Consider the following 17,559-nt stretch of genomic DNA (forward strand, 5'->3'; position numbering starts at 1 on the left):
ATGGCCTGGAGCATGTATTCTTCAATCGTCGTTCGTGTGTTCCCCGGGGTGATACCCGGGCTGCGTGCGATCATGCTACTGCTCGCGTCGACAGTTCTTCTGAGCGCTTGCGGGAGCAAAGAAGCTGGGGTGGCAACGGTGTTGGCCGAGGGATCTGCTTTTCCGGAGATCGTGCTGAATTTTTCCGAGGGAAAGACTGTCTCAACTCAATCTTTTCGCGGGAAGGTATTGGTGCTGAATTTCTGGGCAACCTGGTGCCCCCCGTGCCGCAAGGAAATGCCTGGGCTGGAAGCTCTCAGCCGCAGCCTTGATCCTGCCCGATTTGCTGTGGTGGGCGTGTCGGCCGACGAGGATGCATTTTTGGCCGAGGAATTCCTGCGGCAAAACCAGATTACCTTTGCTAACTTTTTTGATCGCGGCGGCAAGATCGCCAAGCAGCTCGGCATGCAGGTATATCCGGAAACCTTCCTGATCGGGGCGGATGGTATTCTGCTGCAGCGCGTGCCCGGCCTGCAGGATTGGAACAGTCCCGCCAAGGTTGCGCAACTCGAAGAGCTCTCGCGGGCTACGGCGGCCGGCAATAGGAACGGCGCCAGACATCAATGATGATAGAAAAAAATATTGAAGCCATCGCCGCAGCTGCGGCGCCTGAAGGCACACCGAAACGCTCGCTGTCCGTGCGTACCAAGGGCTTGCTGGTGTTTTCCGCACTCATTGCCTACGCGCTCGTGATCGCACTTTTCGTCTTCCATGAAAAGCGGCTTCTGCTGGCCGAGTTCGAGCAGATCGAAAAATCGCTGGAGACGAACAGCCTCCTCAATCAGGCCGACTCAGCCGCCTTCCATACGGTGATGGCAGTATTTGCCAATCTGGATGCGCCCGACCGCGAAGCCGGCATGCAGCGGATCCGCATGCACCTGCAGTCGCTGCGCGCGCGGCATGACGAGGTGAAGGCGCGCATTCCGGCGCTGGACATCAGTCTCGACGCGGTCGGCGCAGCGCTGGATTCCGCCACCGGCGATCCGTCCAAGGCCAGAATGAACAACCTGATCGTTGAGCTGGTCAAGACCAAGAATGAGTACACCAACCTGGCCGAACAATCGCAGCGGGCGCGCGAGCGCATGTCTGAACAGTACCGTGTGCAGGTCGACTCGGTCACTATGACCGCCTTGTTCCTGGCCATGATGGGACTGGCCCTGCTCGGAGTGTGCATCGGTCTGTTCTTTAAGCAGCTTACCGAAGACCTGCGCAACCTGCAGGCGCGCGCGCTCGACATCGTCAATGGCTATCGCGGCGCACCGCTGCCGGTGCGTCGCCATGATGAGGTCGGCCAACTGATGGAGGCGGTCAACGGCATGGCGAGTGCGCTCGACAAGCGCGAAAAGGAACTGCTGCTGGAGCGTCAGAAGTATTTTCACCAGGAGAAGATGGCGGCCATCGGCGCGCTCGCGGCTGGCGTGGCGCACGAGATCGGCAATCCGATTGCGGCGATTTCCGGCATTGCCCAGGACATGGCGCTGCGGCGCGACGAAGGGCTGGGCATCTGCTCTGCCAAGGATGTGTGCGTGCAGTGCCGTCCCGAACTGATCCTTGAGCAGGCGCAGCGCCTGTCGGCCATCACGCGCGAGATCTCGGATTTCGCGTCACCGCAGCCAGCCGAGCCGCAGTTCGTCGACCTCAATGCGCAGCTGCGCAGCACCAGCAGCCTGATTCGTTACGACAAGCGCATGCGGCGCGTCGACCTGCGTCTTGACCTGGACACTCAGCTGCCGGCGATCTACGGCGTGGCGGACCAGCTGACGCAGCTGATCATGAACCTCCTGATCAACGCGATGGACGCGCTGGAGCCTGTGATGGACCGGCCGCCGACCATCATCGTGTCCACCCGCGTCGAAGGAGGGCGCGTGTGCATGACGGTTGAGGACAACGGCCCCGGCATGGAAAAGGAAGTGCTGGCGCAGGCGTTCGACGCATTTTTCACCACCAAGCCGGCGGGCAAGGGCACCGGTCTCGGATTGTCGCTATGCTATTCGATCATGAAGCGGCACGAAGGGGCCATTGAGATCGACTCGACGCCGGGCGCCGGCACGAGGGTGCAGGCATTTTTCCCAATTAAAGAAATCTCATGACAGACATGAACATGAAATCCTTGGAGGTGCTGGTCGTCGACGACGAGCCGGCGATCAGGCAGGTGCTGGCGGCGCATCTCTCGCGCTCCGGCTGCAGTGTATGCCAGGCTGCGAATGCTACCGAGGCGCTGGAGCGGCTGTCGAAGGGCGACATTGATGTCGCAATCAGCGACATCAAGATGCCCGACTTCACCGGCATCGAGCTGGTGCGGCGCGCACGCGCGGCCGGCATCGACACCAGCTTCATCATGATGACGGCCTTTGCTTCGGTCGATACCGCGATCGACGCCATCAAGGCCGGCGCGTCGGACTACATGATCAAGCCGGTGCGCAATGAGGAGGTGCTGCACCGCCTGATGAAGGTTTCCGACATGCGCCGTCTGTCGTCCGAGAACAAGGTGCTGCGCAACCTGGTGATGGGCTCGCGCGAGGAGATGTTCGCGTTCGCCTCGCCCGCCATGCGCGAGCTCGAACGCCTGATCGCCAAGGTCGCGCCGACCGACAGCACGGTGCTGGTGACGGGCGAGTCCGGTACCGGCAAGGGCGTGATCGCGCGCCAGATCCACCAGAACAGCCAGCGCGCTGAAGGCCCCTTCATTCCGGTCAACTGTGGCGCGATTCCGGAAAACCTGATGGAAAGCGAGTTGTTCGGCCACGTGAAGGGCTCATTCACCGGCGCCGACAAGGCGCGCAAGGGCCTGTTCCTGGAGGCGGACAAAGGCACCATCTTCCTCGACGAGATCGGCGAGCTGCCGCTGGCGTTGCAGGTCAAGCTGCTGCATGTGATCGAGGAAAAGACGGTGCGACCGGTGGGCAGCGAGCAGGCCAAGCGCGCCGACGTGCGCATCGTGGCCGCCACCAACCGCGACCTGGCGCAGATGGTCGCGGAGGGCAAGTTCCGCGAAGATCTGTACTTCCGCCTCTCGGTTTTCCATGTGCATACGCCTCCGCTGCGCGAGCGCAGGCAGGATATTCCGGGGTTGGTGCGATTCTTGCTGCAGCGTGGTGCCAAGAGGATGAACAACCGGCTGTCGATCGTCGTCGATCCGGATGTGGAAGACATCCTGGGGGCGTACGATTGGCCGGGCAATGTGCGCGAAATGGAAAACGTCGTCGACCGGGCGCTGATCCTGGCCGACGAGGGGCGCATCACGACCGCCGACCTGCCGCCGCAGATCGCGCGCAGCGCGCCGGCACGCGGCAGCATCCAGGTGCCGGCGTCCGGCGATGGCTTGCGCGAGCAGGTGCGTCGCTTCGAATGCGCGGTGATCGCCAAGGCGATCAGCGACGCCGACGGCGACCGGCGCCTGGCCGCGCAAAAACTGGGGATTGGATTGTCCAGTCTGTATCGCAAGCTGGAAGAGTTCGAGGCGCTCGGGCTGCTGCAGGACGGCGTGTAGTTGCCGGTTCCGCCGCGGCCGCCGGCGCGAATGTAACGGGGAGGATATGACAAACGCAAATCGCAAGCACCGCAAGCGCATCGCGCTGGTTGGCGCCTTACTGGCCTTGGGCGCGCCGTTGGCGCATGCCGGCCCGGAACAGGATACCGAGCAGGCCGAGAAGGAATTCGCTCGCGGCAATCTGGTGGTATCGATGTCGCTATGGCGCAAGGCTGCCGGCGAGGGGTATGCCCCGGCACAGGCGCGGCTGGGCGACATTCTCGACAAAGCCGAGGAAGACGTAGATGCGGTGAGCTGGTACCGCAAGGCGGCCGACCAGGGTAACGCGGCCGGAGAATTCGGACTGGGCCTCATGTATGGCAAGGGGGAGGGCGTCCAGCGCGATGAAGCGCAGGCGCGCAAGTACATCTCACTGGCCGCCGGGAGGGACTACCTGCCGGCCGTGATCGTGATGGTCGACATGTACAAGAGCGGTACCTTGGGCACTACACCGGACCTCGCCGAGAGCGCCAAGTGGAAAGCGAAGGCGGATGAGCTGCGCGCGAAGGAAGCGGCACTCGCCAAGGCGAAGGAGGGTGACAAGTGATCCCGAAATTGAGAATAGGCAAGTGCAATATTGAGAAATTGTCGCGCGCATCGCTGGTGCTCGCGACGGTGGCGGTGGCATTGCTTTCAGCCGGCTTCAGCAGCGGGCTGTACGCCGCAGACCATATCAAGGGGCGCGAGCTTTATGAAAGAAACTGCATGGTCTGCCACGGGCAGGGTGGTCAGAGCGTAATGCCCGGCGTGCCCAATTTCGGCCGCGGCGAAGGCGTGCTCAAGCCCGACTTCACTTTGCTGGCCTCGATCCGGAGCGGCAGGAACGCCATGCCTGCATTCCAGGGAATTCTGACTGACCGCGACATCATGGATGTCATCGCTTTCGTAAGGACTTTACATTGATGCGTCAATACAAACTGCTGCTGCTGTCCACTCTCTTTTCCGCCTTTGTCGGCAATGCCGGCGCGCAGGATAGCGCATCTCAGCCAAAGGTGATCGAGACCTTCGGCGTGGGTGACAACGTTTATGTCCGCGCGCTGGCGGTTGAGCCGAAAGCGGGCGCCCTGTGGGTCGGCACCTCGGCCGGCGTGCACGAGATCGATGTTGCCTCCGGCAAGCTGCGCAACACCTTTACGCGCAACAGCGGCCTGGCCAACGAATACGTATTCGCCGTCGGTATCGACAAGGATGGCTACAAGTGGTTCGGCACCAATGCCGGCGGTGTGTCGCGCTACAAGGACGGCAAGTGGAAAACCTTCTTTCCGATGCATGGCCTGGCCGACTACTGGATCTATTCGTTCGCCAGCCAGAAGAACGGCGATTTGTGGATCGGTACCTGGGCCGGCGTGAACGTGGTCGACCTCAAGACGCTGAAGATGCGCACCTACGTCAAGGAGCTGATCAACGAATGGGTGTATGGCATCGACGTCGATGCCCAGGACCGCGTCTGGTTCGGTACCGAGGGCGGCGTATCCATGTTCGACGGCAAGACCTGGAAGTCGTGGACCCATAAGGACGGCCTCGGAGCAGTCAACGAAAAGAAGCTGATGGCGAGCCCCAATACCGGCCTGGGAACGCGTTCGCGCCATGACCTCGGCCTGCGTTCGGAGGACGGCTCGCCTACCTATAACCCGAACTACGTGTTCGCTATCGCTGTCGCGAAGGATCAGACCATCTGGGCCGGCACTTGGGGCGGCGGGGTAGCCCATTTCGACGGCAAGAAATGGAGCAACTTCACCGTCAAGGATGGCTTGGCCGGCGACATCGTGTACAGCATCGTGCAGGATGCCAAGGGCGTGTTCTGGTTCGGCACCAATGGCGGCGTAACCCGCTACGACGGCAAGACCTGGAAGAGCGTCGACACCCGGACCGGGCTGCTCGACAACAACGTCTATGCATTGGCGGTGGCGCCCAACGGCGACATCTGGGCCGGCACCAAGCGCGGCGTCGCGCATCTGGGCCAATCGAAATAAACAGGAGAACAAGAGTGCAATTGAATAAAATGACTTCGGCGATTGTCGGCATTGTCGGCGTTGCGGCCCTGGTGGGCGGCGCCTATTACTTCGGCACCAAGCACGCTTCGCAGCCGACCCCGCCGTCCCTGCCTCAGCTGTCCGCGGGTCCGCTCAAGCCGGGAGCCCTGGCGCCGGCCAATCATGAGGCCATGGGCGGCGTGCAGCCGGTATCGGCGCAAGGCGGACCGGTCCAGCAGGGCAAGGTGCAGATCGATCCGAACGCACGCTATACCCATTTCCGCGTCGGCAACCGCAATGTCAAATCGATCCTGATGGATGGGAAAATTGTCTGGGTCGGCACGTCCGGCGGCGTGGTGCGCTATGACACTACCACGGACGAATACCGCCTGTTCGACTCGCGCAACGGGTTGCTCTCCAACGGTATCTTCCATATCAGCAAGCTGGACGGAAAAATCATGGTCGGCACCTATGGCGGCGGCATGTCGCTGTACGACCAGGAAAAGGACAAATGGGAAAACTTCAACATTCCGGACGGCCTGGGCGACGCTTTCGTCTACGGTGTGCTGAAGGCATCCAACGGCGACGTCTGGGTTGCGACCTGGTCGGGCGCCAACCGTATCCGCGGCGGCGCACTGAAGGATCGTTCCAAGTGGGACCTGTATACGGTGGAAAACACAAAGGGCGGCTTGCCGAACGACTGGGTGTACGGCCTGGCAGAGGGCAAAAACGGCGAGATGTGGCTGGCGACCGAAGGCGGCCTGGCGCGCTTCAAGGATGGCAAGTGGGATAACTGGAACCACGCCAAGGGCCAGGGCGCCGACTATGAAATCGTGAAGAACGACATCAAGTTCAACAATGACCCGGCGCAGCAATCGGTGCACCATGCGCGCCAGAAGCAGGAGATGGGACTGCAGGGTATCAATGTCGCCTATAACCCGAACTACATCGTGTCGATGGTGGTTGACGACGACGGCTCGGTATGGTGCGGCACCTGGGGCGGCGGCCTGGGCCATTTCGATGGCAAGACCTGGCGCAACTACACGGTGAAGGATGGCCTGCCGGGCAACCATATCTTCATGCTGCATCGTGATGTGAACGGCACGATGTGGATCGGCACCAACGAAGGACTGGCCAAGCGCGTAGGCGACAAATTCGAGGTGCTGACCACTGCCGACGGCCTGTTCTCGAACGCCGTGTTCTCGATGGCGACCGGGCCGGGAGGCGACCAGTGGATCGGCAGCTTCGGCGGCGTCACGCATTTCAAGCCGAAGGCGCAGTAATCCATAAAATCTCCCCTCTCGCGCCGGCGGGGGAGGGGAGCCATTTCTTCGAGCATGCATCGCAGTTGACGAAGCGCCGGCAGTAATTCGAAAGTTTTCCATGACCGCCAAATTCGCTCCCCTCCAGAACGACACTTTCCTGCGCGCCTTGCTGCGCCAGCCGACCGAGTACACGCCGCTGTGGCTGATGCGCCAGGCAGGACGCTACCTGCCCGAATACTGCGCCACCCGCCGTCGCGCCGGCTCCTTCCTGGGCTTGGCCAAGAGCCCGGACTTCGCCACCGAAGTCACGCTGCAACCGCTGGATCGCTACGCGCTGGACGCCGCCATCCTGTTTTCCGACATCCTGACCGTGCCCGACGCCATGGGCCTGGGCCTGTATTTCGCCGAAGGCGAAGGCCCGAAATTCGAGCGCCCGCTGCGCGACGAACAGGCGGTCATGGCGCTGCAGGTGCCGCCGCCGGGCGCGCTGCAATACGTGTTCGACGCCGTCACCCAGATCCGCACCGAATTGAATGGCCGGGTGCCGCTGATCGGTTTTTCCGGCAGCCCGTGGACGCTGGCCTGCTACATGGTCGAAGGCGGCGGCTCGGACGACTTCCGCACCGTGAAAACCATGCTGTACAACCGTCCCGACCTGATGCACCACATCCTCAAGACCAATGCGCAAGCGGTGGCGGCTTACCTGAATGCGCAGATCGAGGCGGGCGCGCAGGCGGTGATGATCTTCGACACCTGGGGCGGGGCGCTGGCCGACGGCATTTATCAACAGTTTTCGCTGGCCTACATGCGCGAGGTGGTGGCGCAACTGAAACGCGAGCATGACGGCGTCAAGATCCCGGCGATCGTGTTCACCAAGGGCGGCGGCTTGTGGCTGGAGGAAATCGCCGGCATCGGCGCCGACGCGGTGGGGCTGGACTGGACGGTGAACCTGGGGCAGGCGCGGGCGAAAGTCGGGCACAAGGTGGCGCTGCAGGGCAACCTCGATCCGAACGTGCTGTTTGCCGGCCCCGAGCAGATCCGGGCGCAAGTGCGCAGGCTGCTGGAATCGTTCGGCCAGCCGCAGGCCGGTGCCGGGCACGTGTTCAACCTCGGCCATGGCATTTCGCAATTCACCCCGCCGGAAGCAGTCGCCGTGCTGGTCGACGCCGTGCACCAGATGAGCCGGGAAATGCGCCGGCAAACATGCGCCGCCTGAGCGTCATCCGTCGCTGTGTCGCGTGGCTGCTGCTGTTGCTGCCGCTGTTAAGCGGCTGCGCCCGCAACGAGGCCACTTATCGCACTGAAGGGGAAGTTTTCGGAACCAGGGTGTCGGTGAGCATTTATGGCGAGCCGCAAGCGCGCGCCAATGAACTCGGCCAGCGCGTGATGAACGAGTTCGGACGGCTGCACGACAAGTTCCATGCATGGAAGCCGAGCCAGCTGACGGCACTGAACGATGCCATCGCGCGCGGCGACAGCTTCCAGGCCGATGCCGAAATGGTGGACGTGCTCAAGGCCGCCGCCATGCTGGCGGGGCAGGCTGACAACACCTTCAATCCGGCGATCGGCCACCTGATCCGCCTGTGGGGATTCCAGAGCAGCGACATCGCGCCCCATTCGCCGTCGCCGACGGAAATCAAGCGTTGGGTCGATGCCGATCCCCGCATGTCCGACCTGATATTCGACGGCACCAGGATTTCCAGTCGCAACAAGGCAGTGATGCTCGACTTGGGCGGGTACGCGAAGGGCTATGCGCTGGACCGCGCAGCGCAAATCCTGCGTGCAGAGCATGTTGAGGCGGCGCTGATCAATGTTGGCGGGAACATCCTCGCCATCGGCCGACCGGGTGACCGCCCGTGGAAGGTCGGTATCCAGGATCCGCGAGGTGGCGGCATGGTCGCCGCCGTCGAATTGAATGACAACGAGGCGGTTGGCACCAGCGGCGATTACCAGCGCTACTTCATGAAGGACGGCAAGCGCCATCCGCACATCATCGATCCGCGCACCGGCGAGACGACCGATCTTGTCGCGTCGGTGACGGTCATCACCCGCGGCGGCAATGACGCGGGGACGCGCTCGGACGGTAACTCCAAGCCGCTGTTCATCGTCGGTCCTGGTCACTGGAAGGAAATGGCTGAGAGGCTGGGATTGAAGGAAGTCATGCTCATCGACGCCGAGGGCAATGTGGAACTGACGCAGGAAATGCGTGACCGGATGGAGCGGCAGCCGGCGCACGCCGGATAAAGACGAACAAAAATCCGCCGGCCCTCGTGGCGCGATGGGGAAGATCGCACCACGCCTCGATGCCTGCGGCCGCATAAAAAGTGCCGGGCCGGAGTTCCCGGGGGGAGGATGCAATGCAGGACCAGCCGCTGATTTTTTTTCACCTCAAGCTTGTCGCCAAGGTGGCGCTGACGGCCGGCGTGGCCGCCATGCTGTGCCTGCTGGTGGCGGCGAGTTTTCTCGCCGGCCCCTCCGGATCATCCTACGAAAGCATCATTCGCAACAGCAGCATCACGCGTGCCCAGATGGGACCGGTGATGCTGCTCGCCGGCCTGGTCCTGGTGTCCTTGGTCGGCGTGGTGACCTGGATGATCGCGCTGTACAGCAGCTTTCGTGTCGCTGGACCGTTGTACCGTTTCGCACAGAACGTCAAGCTGGCGATGGCGAGTGACACGGCCGGCCTGGTCAACCTGCGGGCCGGCGATTCGCTCAAGGAGCAGGAACGCCACATCAAGGATGCGGTGTCCGGCCTGCGTGCGCACCACGCCATGCTCGACCGCTTATCCTGGCAAGCATCTTCCGCTCTTGAGCGGGGCGATGCCGACGCCTATGCGGATGCGGTGGCAAGCCTGAAAGCGCTGGATGAAAAAGCCCGCATTTAGCGTACTCGTCGCTCTCTCGCTGCTTCTGGCCCTGTTCGCCGGCGGTTTGCCGTTTGCGATGTTCAACGGCAGCGGCAACCGGCATCTGGAGACGGCCGATTGTGCCACCTGCCACCTTGCTGGCAAGAGCGTCACTCCGCAGCAGGCCGGCATGCTCGTCGCCAGCCAGGAAGTCCTGTGCAGCAAATGCCATCCGGCCGCCATCAAGGTCAGCCATCCGAGCGGATTCCAGCCCAAGACCAGGCCGATCGAGACGTATCCGCTGGACTGGAAGGGCGACCTGACCTGCAGCACCTGCCATGAAGTGCATGCCAGCGGTCACGGCCTGATGCGCGGCACCCGGCGCGGCAAGGACCTGTGTTTCGCCTGCCACGACGCCGAATTTTTCCGCAAGATGCGCGACGGCGGCGCGTCGCTGATGGTCGGGCACCTGAGCAGCGGCATCGACAGCGAAGCGCCGACTCTCGACGTATATTCGCGTCAGTGCATGGAGTGCCACGGCAACAGCGGCGATCCCCGGCTTGCCACTCTGGTCGATCGCAACGGCGTGGTGCGCCATGCCAGCCGTTCGGTGAATCATCCGGTTGGCGCGGATTACCAGAAGGCTGCGGCCTTCGGCGGCTACCGTCCGCGCAAGGCGGTGGAGCGCAAGCTGCTGCTGCCGAGCGGTCTGGTGAGCTGCGTTTCGTGCCACTCCGGCTACCAGAAGGAGCATGGAAAGCTGGTGGTTACCAAGGCGGATTCCAAACTTTGCTACGAATGCCACGACCTATGAGTACCCGCTTCAGACTTGAACGGCTGTTGCCGCCGGCGCTTCGCGCGCGCCAGGACGAACGCCGCCGGCTGCATTACATCGACCACATCATCCAGAAGTGGCTGCTGGTGGCGCTGGTCGTCCTGGAGTGCGCGCTGGTCGGCTTGGCGATGTGGGCGCTGTACCGCTCGCTGGGCGAGATCATCGACGACAACCTCTACCGCGTCCACCTGTCGGACGACATGAAGGTGCTGCCGCGCTTCCTGGCCGAGGGCGTTCGCATACTGCTTGCGGTGGGCGCGGTCAACCTGCTCGCCATCGTGCTGGCGGACCGTATCTGGGCAGTATATGTGCACGGCATCATACGCCGCATGGATGAAATCATGCACAGGGCGCGGGAGCTGGATTTTTCGGAAAATTATGCGGTTCACCACGCCCATGCGGTGCTCGAGCAGGCGGTAAGCTGGCGCCGCGCCGAGGCGGAGCGGCTTGGACGGGTGCGTCGGGAGGTTGCCGCGCTGCCGGCCACGGTGCCTCCTCTGGCGCAAGGACGCGCAGCAGCGCAGGCCGCGCTGGAGCGCATTCGGGAGCATGCGCGCAGCCATGTCGGCTGACCATCCCTTCGCACCACAAACAGCTCATCACCAAGGGCACGGCGGCTGGCAGCCGGTACGGATGCACGCGCCGCACGGCAGGCTGTATGTGCGCGAGGCGCAAGGACGCCACACCCGCTTGCGCTGGGCCTGCGTGTGGGCCACACAGCTGGTGTATTACGGCTTGCCTTGGATGCGCTGGAACGGCAGGCCGGCCGTGCTGTTCGATCTTGCCGCGCGCAAGTTCACGCTGTTCGGACTGGTGCTGTTGCCGCAGGATTTCGTCTATCTCGCTGGCCTGCTGGCGCTGTGCGCTGGCCTGCTGTTTCTCGCCAGCGCCGTTGGTGGGCGCGTCTGGTGCGCCTTCGCCTGTCCGCATACGGTCTATACCGGGATCTTCATGTGGATCGAGAACAGGATCGAGGGCGGTCGCACCGCACGCATGCGCCTTGATGCGCGGCCGCTGTCGCCATCCTCAGTGGCGAAAAAACTGGCCAAGCATGGCGCCTGGCTCCTTCTGGGGGCGTGGACCGGAATCACCCTGGTCGGCTATTTTACGCCCATCACGGCGCTGCTGGACGAACTTGTCGCACTGGACACCGGGCCGTGGGAAAGCCTCTGGATCTGCTTGTACGGCGGGCTGGCATACCTGAATGCCGGATGGATGCGCGAACAGTTCTGCAAGTACATCTGCGCCTATGCGCGCTTCCAGAGCGTGATGTTCGACCGTGACACGTTCGTCATCGGCTACGACCGCCGTCGCGGCGAGCCGCGCGGGCTGCGGAGCAAGCGCCGCGATCCTGGCGCGGCGCGGCAGGGCGATTGCGTCGATTGCACGATCTGCGTGCAGGTGTGCCCGACTGGCATCGATATCCGCAACGGCTTCCAATACGAGTGCATCGATTGCGCCGCCTGCATCGACGCATGCGATGCGGTGATGGACAAGCTCGGCATGGCGCGCGGCCTGATCGGCTACTCTACTGCGACTGCGGTGGAGTGCGGCTGGCCCATGCAGCGGGCGCGGCGTCGCATTTTGCGCCCGCGCGTGCTGGGCTATGCCGTCATCCTGGCTGCCGGGCTCGCACTGTATATTGCCGCGCTGGCATCGCGCCCTACGCTCCGGCTCGACGTGATTCCAGATCGCACGGGTGCGCGACCGGCGGGAGATGGCATGATCGAAAACGCCTACCGCCTGCAGGTCATGAACATGGACGAGCGGCCGCGCCGGGTGCTGGTCACGGTGACCGGGGTGGATGCGACGGTACCGAAAGGGGAATACGACCTCGACGCGGCGAGTTCCCGCATTATCCCGCTGCGCGTGCGCGCACGAGAGGCCGCGCTCAAGCCGGGCTCCACGCGCATCCTGTTCACCCTCGATGCGCTCGATGGCACCCGGACGCGCATAACGGAACAGTCCGTGTTCGTCGTTTCGCAGGGAGGATGAGCCGGTCTTGTCTTAGGGGCATCGCGACGGAGAATTCGTTCGCTAGATGTTGAATTAATTGCTTTTGTTAATTAAAATCATTCTCATTTAAGTTGTGTGTTGTGGAAATATCGGCGGTGAACGCCGGCTTTTTCGTAGACCCCCTCTTTTTGCGGAGGGGTTTTCCTTTCCTCGCAAGCCAGATCGCCTGCCGCGTCATGCCGGGGCAGTGACAGCCAGCGGGTTTTAGTCACGCTACCGGGATGAATATGTCGAATGTAGGGGGGCGCGGCCGCGAGCGCGCATCGCGTGTGGCTGCATGGGCGCTGGTGATGCTGGCCGCCTGCGTTTTGAATGCGTGCGGCGGCGGGGGGAGTGGCGACGGTGCCGCGCAGGATGCGGAGTTGAGCGCGGTTGCGGCGCTTGGCCAGAAAATTTTCAGTGATCCCGGCCTTTCCGCATCGGGAGGGCAATCCTGCGCGAGCTGCCACGATCCGGCCCACGCGCATGCGCAATCCAACGCCGTATCCGTGCAGCTCGGCGGCCCCAATCTCGACATTCCAGGTTTTCGTGCGGTGCCGTCCCTGCGTTACCTCAGCTTCAACCCGGTATTCTCGTTCGACAGCGAGGGCGCCCCGGTCGGCGGCTTCGACCGCGACGGGCGCGCGCAATCGCTGGCCGAGCAGGCCCAGCGTCCGTTCCTGGCGCCGCACGAAATGGCCAACGCCAGCAAGGCCGATATGGTATCCCGCCTGAGGCTCGCCTCCTATGCCGACGAGTTCCGCAAGGTGTTCGGCGGAGCGATCTTCGATAACCCGGACGACGCCTTCGACCGCGCGACATTCGCGCTGCAGCGCTACCAGATCGAGGCTAGCGAATTTCATCCGTTCGATTCCAAGTACGACCTGTTCCTGGCCGGTAAGGTGCAGCTGAGCGCCGCCGAGCTGCGCGGCCTGGCGCTGTTCAACAGCCCGGCCAAGGGAAATTGCGCCGCCTGCCACACGAGCGCGCGCGGCGCCGACGGATCTCCGCCGCTGTTTACCGACTTCAGCTTCGACAACCTGGGCGTGCCGCGCAACACGGCGATTCCGGCCACCTCTGTCGCCAGCTATTTCGACCTCGGTCTGTGCGGTCCCGACCGCACCGACCTGGCGGACCGCAGCGATCTGTGCGGGGCGTTCAAGGTGCCGACCCTGCGCAATGTCGCCACCCGCAAGGTGTTCTTCCATAACGGTCGTTTCAGCACCTTGCGCGACGCGTTGCGGTTCTATGTGCGGCGCGACACCAACCCGGAGGAGTGGTACCCGACGGTGGGCGGCGTGGTGCAGAAGTTCGACGACCTGCCGCAGCAGTATCGCGCCAACGTGAACACCAGCGAGGCGCCGTACAACCGCATGCCCGGCATGGCGCCGGCGCTGTCCGAGGACGAGATCGACGACGTGATCCAGTTCCTCGGCACCCTGAACGACGGCTACAAGATTCAATGATTTTTACCTTATGGGAGCAATGATGAAGAAAAATATCCTGGCGCGAGCCATCCTCGCCGCCTTCGTGGCGGTGCCGACCGTGGCGTTGGCGAGTGAAGCGGAACTGCTGCAGCGCATCGAAAAACTGGCGGCCGAGCTGGAAAAGGTCAAGTCCGAACTGGCGGCCACCAAGCAGAAGACTGACACGGTCGAAAAGCGCCAGGAGACCATTGCAGCTGCGCCGGCCAGCCAGGGATCCGCATCCGGCGCTCCGCAGACAGTGGTGACCGGCTACGGCGAGATCAACTACACCCACCCGACCAAGGACGCCAGCGCCTCGCAGACCGACGTGCGGCGCGCCGTGATCGGCATCCAGCACCGCTTCGACGACAAGACCAAGCTGGTATCGGAATTCGAATTCGAACATGCTGTTGCCTCGAAGGATGACAACGGCGAAGTGGAGGTCGAACAGCTGTACGTCGAGCGCGAATTTGACAACGGCCTGCGTGCCAAGGCTGGCCTGTTCCTGATCCCGGCCGGCTTGCTGAATACAAACCACGAGCCGACGGCCTATTATGGCGTCGAGCGCAATTTCGTAGAAACCGCGATCATCCCGTCGACCTGGCGCGAGGTCGGCGTCGGCCTGTCGTCCACGCTGGAAAACGGGCTGACCTGGGATGTAGGTGTCACTACCGGTTTCGACCTCACCAAATGGGATGCGGCATCGGAAGAAGGACGCGAATCCCCGCTGGGCAGCATCCACCAGGAAGGCCAGCTTGCCAAGTCGCGCGACATGAGCGTGCACGGCGCGCTTAACTGGCGCGGCGTGCCGGGCCTGCTGGTGGGCGGCTCGGTATTCACGGGCAAGATGGGACACAATACCGCTGATTTTGCCGCGAACGGCGCGCGCCTGACTCTGTGGGACTTGCACACGCGCTACACGCCGGGACGTTGGGACTTGTCCGCCGTCTACGCACGCGGCAACATCAGCGGAGTCGATGCCCTCAACCTGATCTCTGCCGCCCAAGGCCAGCCTACGCCGGTTCCATCGTCGTTCGCCGGCTGGTATGCGCAAGCCGCCTACCAGCTCTGGAAGTCGGGCGATTACGCCTTGTCGCCGTTTGCACGCTACGAGCGGTTCAATACCGCCAAGGGGTATACTGCGGTGCCGACGGGCCTGGAAGCGCAAACCGGTCCGGACGAAAAGGTCGTCACCGTCGGTGCGAACTTCAAGGTGGGCGAAGGTGTCGTACTGAAGGCCGATTACCAGAAGTTCTATGAGGATACGACGCGCAACCGCGTGAATCTCGGCCTCGGTTTCGCATTTTAAATTCTCCAGTCGCATATGAAATCGCTCCATCTGGCGACGCTGGCGGCCACGGCTGCCGCCGGCGGATCGGCATTCGCTACCCAGTACCTGACGGTGGAGCAGGCGCAGCGCGCGATGTTCCCCGACGCCACGCGTTTCGCCGACGCCAGCCTGCAGCTGGCGCCGGAGCAGATGCGGCAGGTCGAGAAGCTGGCCGGCTTGCCGGCGCGCTCGGTCAACTGGCGCGTGTTCGCCGCCTACCGCGGCGATGCGCTGCTGGGCCACATGGTGCTCGACGACGTGATCGGGAAATTCGAACTGATTTCCTACGCGGTCGGCGTTAACCCGGACGCCAGCATCAAGCAGGTCGAAATCCTCACCTATCGCGAAAGCCACGGCTTCGAAATCAAGAGCCCGGCCTGGCGCAAGCAGTTCGTCGGCAAGACCGCGCAATCGGGGCTGGCGGTGGGAGAGGGAATCGCCAATATCAGCGGCGCGACCCTGTCGTGCACCCACGTGACCGACGGCGTGAGGCGTATCGCGGCCATCGCCCAGGTGATGCTGAAAAAATGATGCGCCGCGCCCAGCCCTGGTTGGGCACGCTGGTGGATATCACGATTGCCGATTCGCTTGGCGCCGCCGAACTGGCGGCATGCTTCGACGATGCGTTTGCAGCCGTCGCCGAAGTGCAGCGCCTGATGAGCTTTCATGACCCGCAAAGCGACGTGTCGCGCATCAATCGCGCCTTGCCCGACGTAGCAGTGCCGGTGCATGCTCATACCCACGCGGTACTGCGTGCGGCGCTGGACGTTTTCGAAGCCAGCGCCGGCATCTTCGACATCGCCTGTGCGCCGCGCCTGGTCGAGGCCGGCTGTCTGCCAGCGCCGGGCAGCGATCGCGTGCGCTATCTTCCCGGCGGCAGCGCGTTGGCGCTCGATGATGGATTCCTGGTGACGAAGAGCCGGCCGCTGTGGATCGATCTCGGCGGCATCGCAAAAGGATACGCGGTTGATCTCGCCATCCATGCGCTGCGGAGCCGCGGCGTGCGCTCGGCCTGCGTCAATGCCGGCGGCGACCTGCGGGTGCTTGGCGATCATCCGGTGTCGATCCGCGATCCGCGCTCGCCGGGCGAGATGGCTTTGCAGATCGATCTGCGGGACGCCGCTCTGGCGACTTCCGCCAATTACTTTTCGGGCCGCACAACCGATGCGCGCAGCGTGCTTATCGACGGTCGCAACGGACGGGCATGCCCGGGCGATTTCAGCGTGACGGTGCAAGCGCTGAACTGCATGCTGGCCGATGCGCTGACCAAAGTTGTCGCGGCCACGAAGGACGCAAGGCACACCGCGCTGCCCCGTTTCGGCGCCAGCGCTTTTATAATCTGAGCGATGCGACATCGAAAACAATCACTGCATCATCTTCCCAATGGCCAGCGCGCGGTCGGCTTGCGCATCGAGCGCTGGCACCGTTTCTGCATTTACGGCGTTGCAGCTTGGCTCGTTGCGACAGGCGCTTTGTGGCTGCTTGCCCATTACTTCCTGCGGCCGGTCACCGAGTTCGGGGAGGGCGTCCATCCGCTGGAACCTTGGTCGATGAAGCTGCACGGCGCCGGTGCGATGGCCGCGCTGTTTTTCGTTGGCAGCCTGCTGAACATCCATCTGCGCCGCGCGATCAAGGCCGGGCGCAACATCGTGTCCGGCTGGTCGATGATCGTCTTCCTGGCGGCGCTGAGCTTGAGCGGCTACGGGCTGTATTACCTTGCCAGCGAGCAGAACCGGCCGTTGTGGTCGGCGGCGCACTGGGCCGTCGGCCTGCTGTTTCCGGGTTTATTGATCTTGCACATAGTTTTGGGCAGAAAGAAATCCCTATAATCCGCGAGAATTTGCTGTATCTGCAGGGCAACTAAGTTGTACGAATCTTATTAAGAATAATTATCATTCGCGTGCTATACTATCTTCAAGAGCGGTAAAGTAAGCGTCAATCCGGCCATTTCTGACTCACTCTTGAAAGTGAACCATGTCTGCCGTACTCACGGATCAGTCGTTGCAAGATGAAATTCCCCACCTCGGCTTGCTCAGGAAAGGCGAACGCGCCGTCGTGCGCGGCTTCGCCCACACCCATAGCGCCGAACAGCTCGCGCTGAAGACGCGCCTGCTGGAACTCGGTTTCGCGCCGGGCGAGCAGATCCGAGTGGTGGCGGAATCGTTCCCGCGCCGCGACCCGATGGCGGTCAAGCTCGGCAACGCCACGTTCGCCTTGCGGCGGCATGAGGCGGCGCTGATTCATATCATGCACGCCGACAGCGGCGCCGCATAAAGTCCAT

General features: G+C 63.0%; 19 protein-coding genes. All 19 read left to right on the top strand.

Features of this window, described 5'->3' with window-relative positions:
- Entirely contained in the window at nt 1–606 is a 606-nt protein-coding gene (locus tag FAY22_RS06995) for a TlpA disulfide reductase family protein (protein ID WP_146329549.1), read from the top strand.
- Nucleotides 603–2,129: an ATP-binding protein gene (locus tag FAY22_RS07000; RefSeq protein ID WP_146329550.1), complete on the top strand. Its 1,527-nt coding sequence runs from the start codon at nt 603–605 to the stop codon at nt 2,127–2,129. The genes FAY22_RS06995 and FAY22_RS07000 overlap by 4 nt, the downstream gene beginning before the upstream one ends.
- Nucleotides 2,126–3,529 (top strand): sigma-54 dependent transcriptional regulator, encoded by a 1,404-nt coding sequence (locus FAY22_RS07005; protein WP_246860684.1) that lies wholly within the window; start codon nt 2,126–2,128, stop codon nt 3,527–3,529. Before FAY22_RS07000 ends, FAY22_RS07005 begins: the two co-directional genes overlap by 4 nt.
- Nucleotides 3,530–3,575: 46 nt before the next feature.
- Nucleotides 3,576–4,115: a tetratricopeptide repeat protein gene (locus FAY22_RS07010; protein ID WP_146329551.1), complete on the top strand. Its 540-nt coding sequence runs from the start codon at nt 3,576–3,578 to the stop codon at nt 4,113–4,115.
- On the top strand, nt 4,112–4,471 hold the full coding sequence (locus FAY22_RS22310; protein ID WP_246860685.1) for a cytochrome c: 360 nt from the start codon (nt 4,112–4,114) through the stop codon (nt 4,469–4,471). The genes FAY22_RS07010 and FAY22_RS22310 overlap by 4 nt, the downstream gene beginning before the upstream one ends.
- Complete coding sequence (locus FAY22_RS07020) at nt 4,471–5,541, top strand: two-component regulator propeller domain-containing protein (protein ID WP_146329552.1); 1,071 nt, start codon at nt 4,471–4,473, stop codon at nt 5,539–5,541. Before FAY22_RS22310 ends, FAY22_RS07020 begins: the two co-directional genes overlap by 1 nt.
- 14 nt (nt 5,542–5,555) lie before the next feature.
- Entirely contained in the window at nt 5,556–6,824 is a 1,269-nt protein-coding gene (locus FAY22_RS07025; protein ID WP_246860686.1) for a two-component regulator propeller domain-containing protein, read from the top strand.
- A gap of 100 nt (nt 6,825–6,924) precedes the next feature.
- On the top strand, nt 6,925–8,022 hold the full coding sequence (gene hemE / locus FAY22_RS07030) for a uroporphyrinogen decarboxylase (RefSeq protein ID WP_146329553.1): 1,098 nt from the start codon (nt 6,925–6,927) through the stop codon (nt 8,020–8,022).
- Nucleotides 8,010–9,050 (top strand): FAD:protein FMN transferase, encoded by a 1,041-nt coding sequence (locus tag FAY22_RS07035; protein ID WP_146329554.1) that lies wholly within the window; start codon nt 8,010–8,012, stop codon nt 9,048–9,050. The genes hemE and FAY22_RS07035 overlap by 13 nt, the downstream gene beginning before the upstream one ends.
- Before the next feature lie 113 nt (nt 9,051–9,163).
- Nucleotides 9,164–9,691, top strand: a complete 528-nt coding sequence (locus tag FAY22_RS07040; protein WP_146329555.1) for a hypothetical protein — start codon at nt 9,164–9,166, stop codon at nt 9,689–9,691.
- On the top strand, nt 9,672–10,466 hold the full coding sequence (locus FAY22_RS07045; protein WP_146329556.1) for a cytochrome c3 family protein: 795 nt from the start codon (nt 9,672–9,674) through the stop codon (nt 10,464–10,466). Before FAY22_RS07040 ends, FAY22_RS07045 begins: the two co-directional genes overlap by 20 nt.
- Nucleotides 10,463–11,059, top strand: coding sequence for a hypothetical protein (locus FAY22_RS07050; RefSeq protein WP_146329557.1), 597 nt, complete (start codon nt 10,463–10,465; stop codon nt 11,057–11,059). The genes FAY22_RS07045 and FAY22_RS07050 overlap by 4 nt, the downstream gene beginning before the upstream one ends.
- Nucleotides 11,037–12,482, top strand: a complete 1,446-nt coding sequence (gene ccoG / locus FAY22_RS07055) for a cytochrome c oxidase accessory protein CcoG (RefSeq protein WP_246860687.1) — start codon at nt 11,037–11,039, stop codon at nt 12,480–12,482. The genes FAY22_RS07050 and ccoG overlap by 23 nt, the downstream gene beginning before the upstream one ends.
- A gap of 242 nt (nt 12,483–12,724) precedes the next feature.
- A complete protein-coding gene (locus FAY22_RS07060) occupies nt 12,725–13,948 on the top strand; it encodes a cytochrome-c peroxidase (protein WP_246860688.1) in 1,224 nt (407 codons plus the stop codon).
- Nucleotides 13,949–13,970: 22 nt separating this feature from the next.
- Entirely contained in the window at nt 13,971–15,257 is a 1,287-nt protein-coding gene (locus FAY22_RS07065; protein ID WP_146329558.1) for a porin, read from the top strand.
- 15 nt (nt 15,258–15,272) lie between these two features.
- On the top strand, nt 15,273–15,809 hold the full coding sequence (locus FAY22_RS07070; protein WP_146329559.1) for an FMN-binding protein: 537 nt from the start codon (nt 15,273–15,275) through the stop codon (nt 15,807–15,809).
- Nucleotides 15,806–16,621 carry an FAD:protein FMN transferase gene (locus FAY22_RS07075; protein ID WP_246860689.1) on the top strand — a complete coding sequence of 272 codons (816 nt, stop codon included), beginning with the start codon at nt 15,806–15,808 and terminating at the stop codon, nt 16,619–16,621. The genes FAY22_RS07070 and FAY22_RS07075 overlap by 4 nt, the downstream gene beginning before the upstream one ends.
- Nucleotides 16,622–16,624: 3 nt before the next feature.
- Nucleotides 16,625–17,107 carry a DUF4405 domain-containing protein gene (locus FAY22_RS07080; RefSeq protein ID WP_146329560.1) on the top strand — a complete coding sequence of 161 codons (483 nt, stop codon included), beginning with the start codon at nt 16,625–16,627 and terminating at the stop codon, nt 17,105–17,107.
- Between the two features lie 145 nt (nt 17,108–17,252).
- A complete protein-coding gene (locus tag FAY22_RS07085) occupies nt 17,253–17,552 on the top strand; it encodes a FeoA family protein (protein ID WP_146329561.1) in 300 nt (99 codons plus the stop codon).
- The last annotated feature ends 7 nt before the right edge of the window (nt 17,553–17,559 follow it).

It is taken from the genome of Noviherbaspirillum sp. UKPF54 (assembly GCF_007874125.1).
Classification (GTDB): Bacteria; Pseudomonadota; Gammaproteobacteria; order Burkholderiales; family Burkholderiaceae_D; genus Noviherbaspirillum.

What these genes read in the sequence shown, in the direction of transcription:
- FAY22_RS07060 (WP_246860688.1), top strand. Translation starts at nt 12,725, where the DNA reads ATGAATATGTCGAATGTAGGGGGGCGCGGCCGCGAGCGCGCATCGCGT.
- FAY22_RS07075 (WP_246860689.1), top strand. Translation starts at nt 15,806, where the DNA reads ATGATGCGCCGCGCCCAGCCCTGGTTGGGCACGCTGGTGGATATCACG.
- FAY22_RS07020 (WP_146329552.1), top strand. Translation starts at nt 4,471, where the DNA reads ATGCGTCAATACAAACTGCTGCTGCTGTCCACTCTCTTTTCCGCCTTT.
- FAY22_RS07085 (WP_146329561.1), top strand. Translation starts at nt 17,253, where the DNA reads ATGTCTGCCGTACTCACGGATCAGTCGTTGCAAGATGAAATTCCCCAC.
- FAY22_RS06995 (WP_146329549.1), top strand. Translation starts at nt 1, where the DNA reads ATGGCCTGGAGCATGTATTCTTCAATCGTCGTTCGTGTGTTCCCCGGG.
- FAY22_RS07080 (WP_146329560.1), top strand. Translation starts at nt 16,625, where the DNA reads ATGCGACATCGAAAACAATCACTGCATCATCTTCCCAATGGCCAGCGC.
- FAY22_RS07040 (WP_146329555.1), top strand. Translation starts at nt 9,164, where the DNA reads ATGCAGGACCAGCCGCTGATTTTTTTTCACCTCAAGCTTGTCGCCAAG.
- FAY22_RS07070 (WP_146329559.1), top strand. Translation starts at nt 15,273, where the DNA reads ATGAAATCGCTCCATCTGGCGACGCTGGCGGCCACGGCTGCCGCCGGC.
- ccoG (WP_246860687.1), top strand. Translation starts at nt 11,037, where the DNA reads ATGCGCGCAGCCATGTCGGCTGACCATCCCTTCGCACCACAAACAGCT.
- FAY22_RS07010 (WP_146329551.1), top strand. Translation starts at nt 3,576, where the DNA reads ATGACAAACGCAAATCGCAAGCACCGCAAGCGCATCGCGCTGGTTGGC.
- FAY22_RS07000 (WP_146329550.1), top strand. Translation starts at nt 603, where the DNA reads ATGATGATAGAAAAAAATATTGAAGCCATCGCCGCAGCTGCGGCGCCT.
- FAY22_RS07050 (WP_146329557.1), top strand. Translation starts at nt 10,463, where the DNA reads ATGAGTACCCGCTTCAGACTTGAACGGCTGTTGCCGCCGGCGCTTCGC.
- FAY22_RS07005 (WP_246860684.1), top strand. Translation starts at nt 2,126, where the DNA reads ATGACAGACATGAACATGAAATCCTTGGAGGTGCTGGTCGTCGACGAC.
- FAY22_RS07065 (WP_146329558.1), top strand. Translation starts at nt 13,971, where the DNA reads ATGAAGAAAAATATCCTGGCGCGAGCCATCCTCGCCGCCTTCGTGGCG.
- hemE (WP_146329553.1), top strand. Translation starts at nt 6,925, where the DNA reads ATGACCGCCAAATTCGCTCCCCTCCAGAACGACACTTTCCTGCGCGCC.
- FAY22_RS07035 (WP_146329554.1), top strand. Translation starts at nt 8,010, where the DNA reads ATGCGCCGCCTGAGCGTCATCCGTCGCTGTGTCGCGTGGCTGCTGCTG.
- FAY22_RS07045 (WP_146329556.1), top strand. Translation starts at nt 9,672, where the DNA reads ATGAAAAAGCCCGCATTTAGCGTACTCGTCGCTCTCTCGCTGCTTCTG.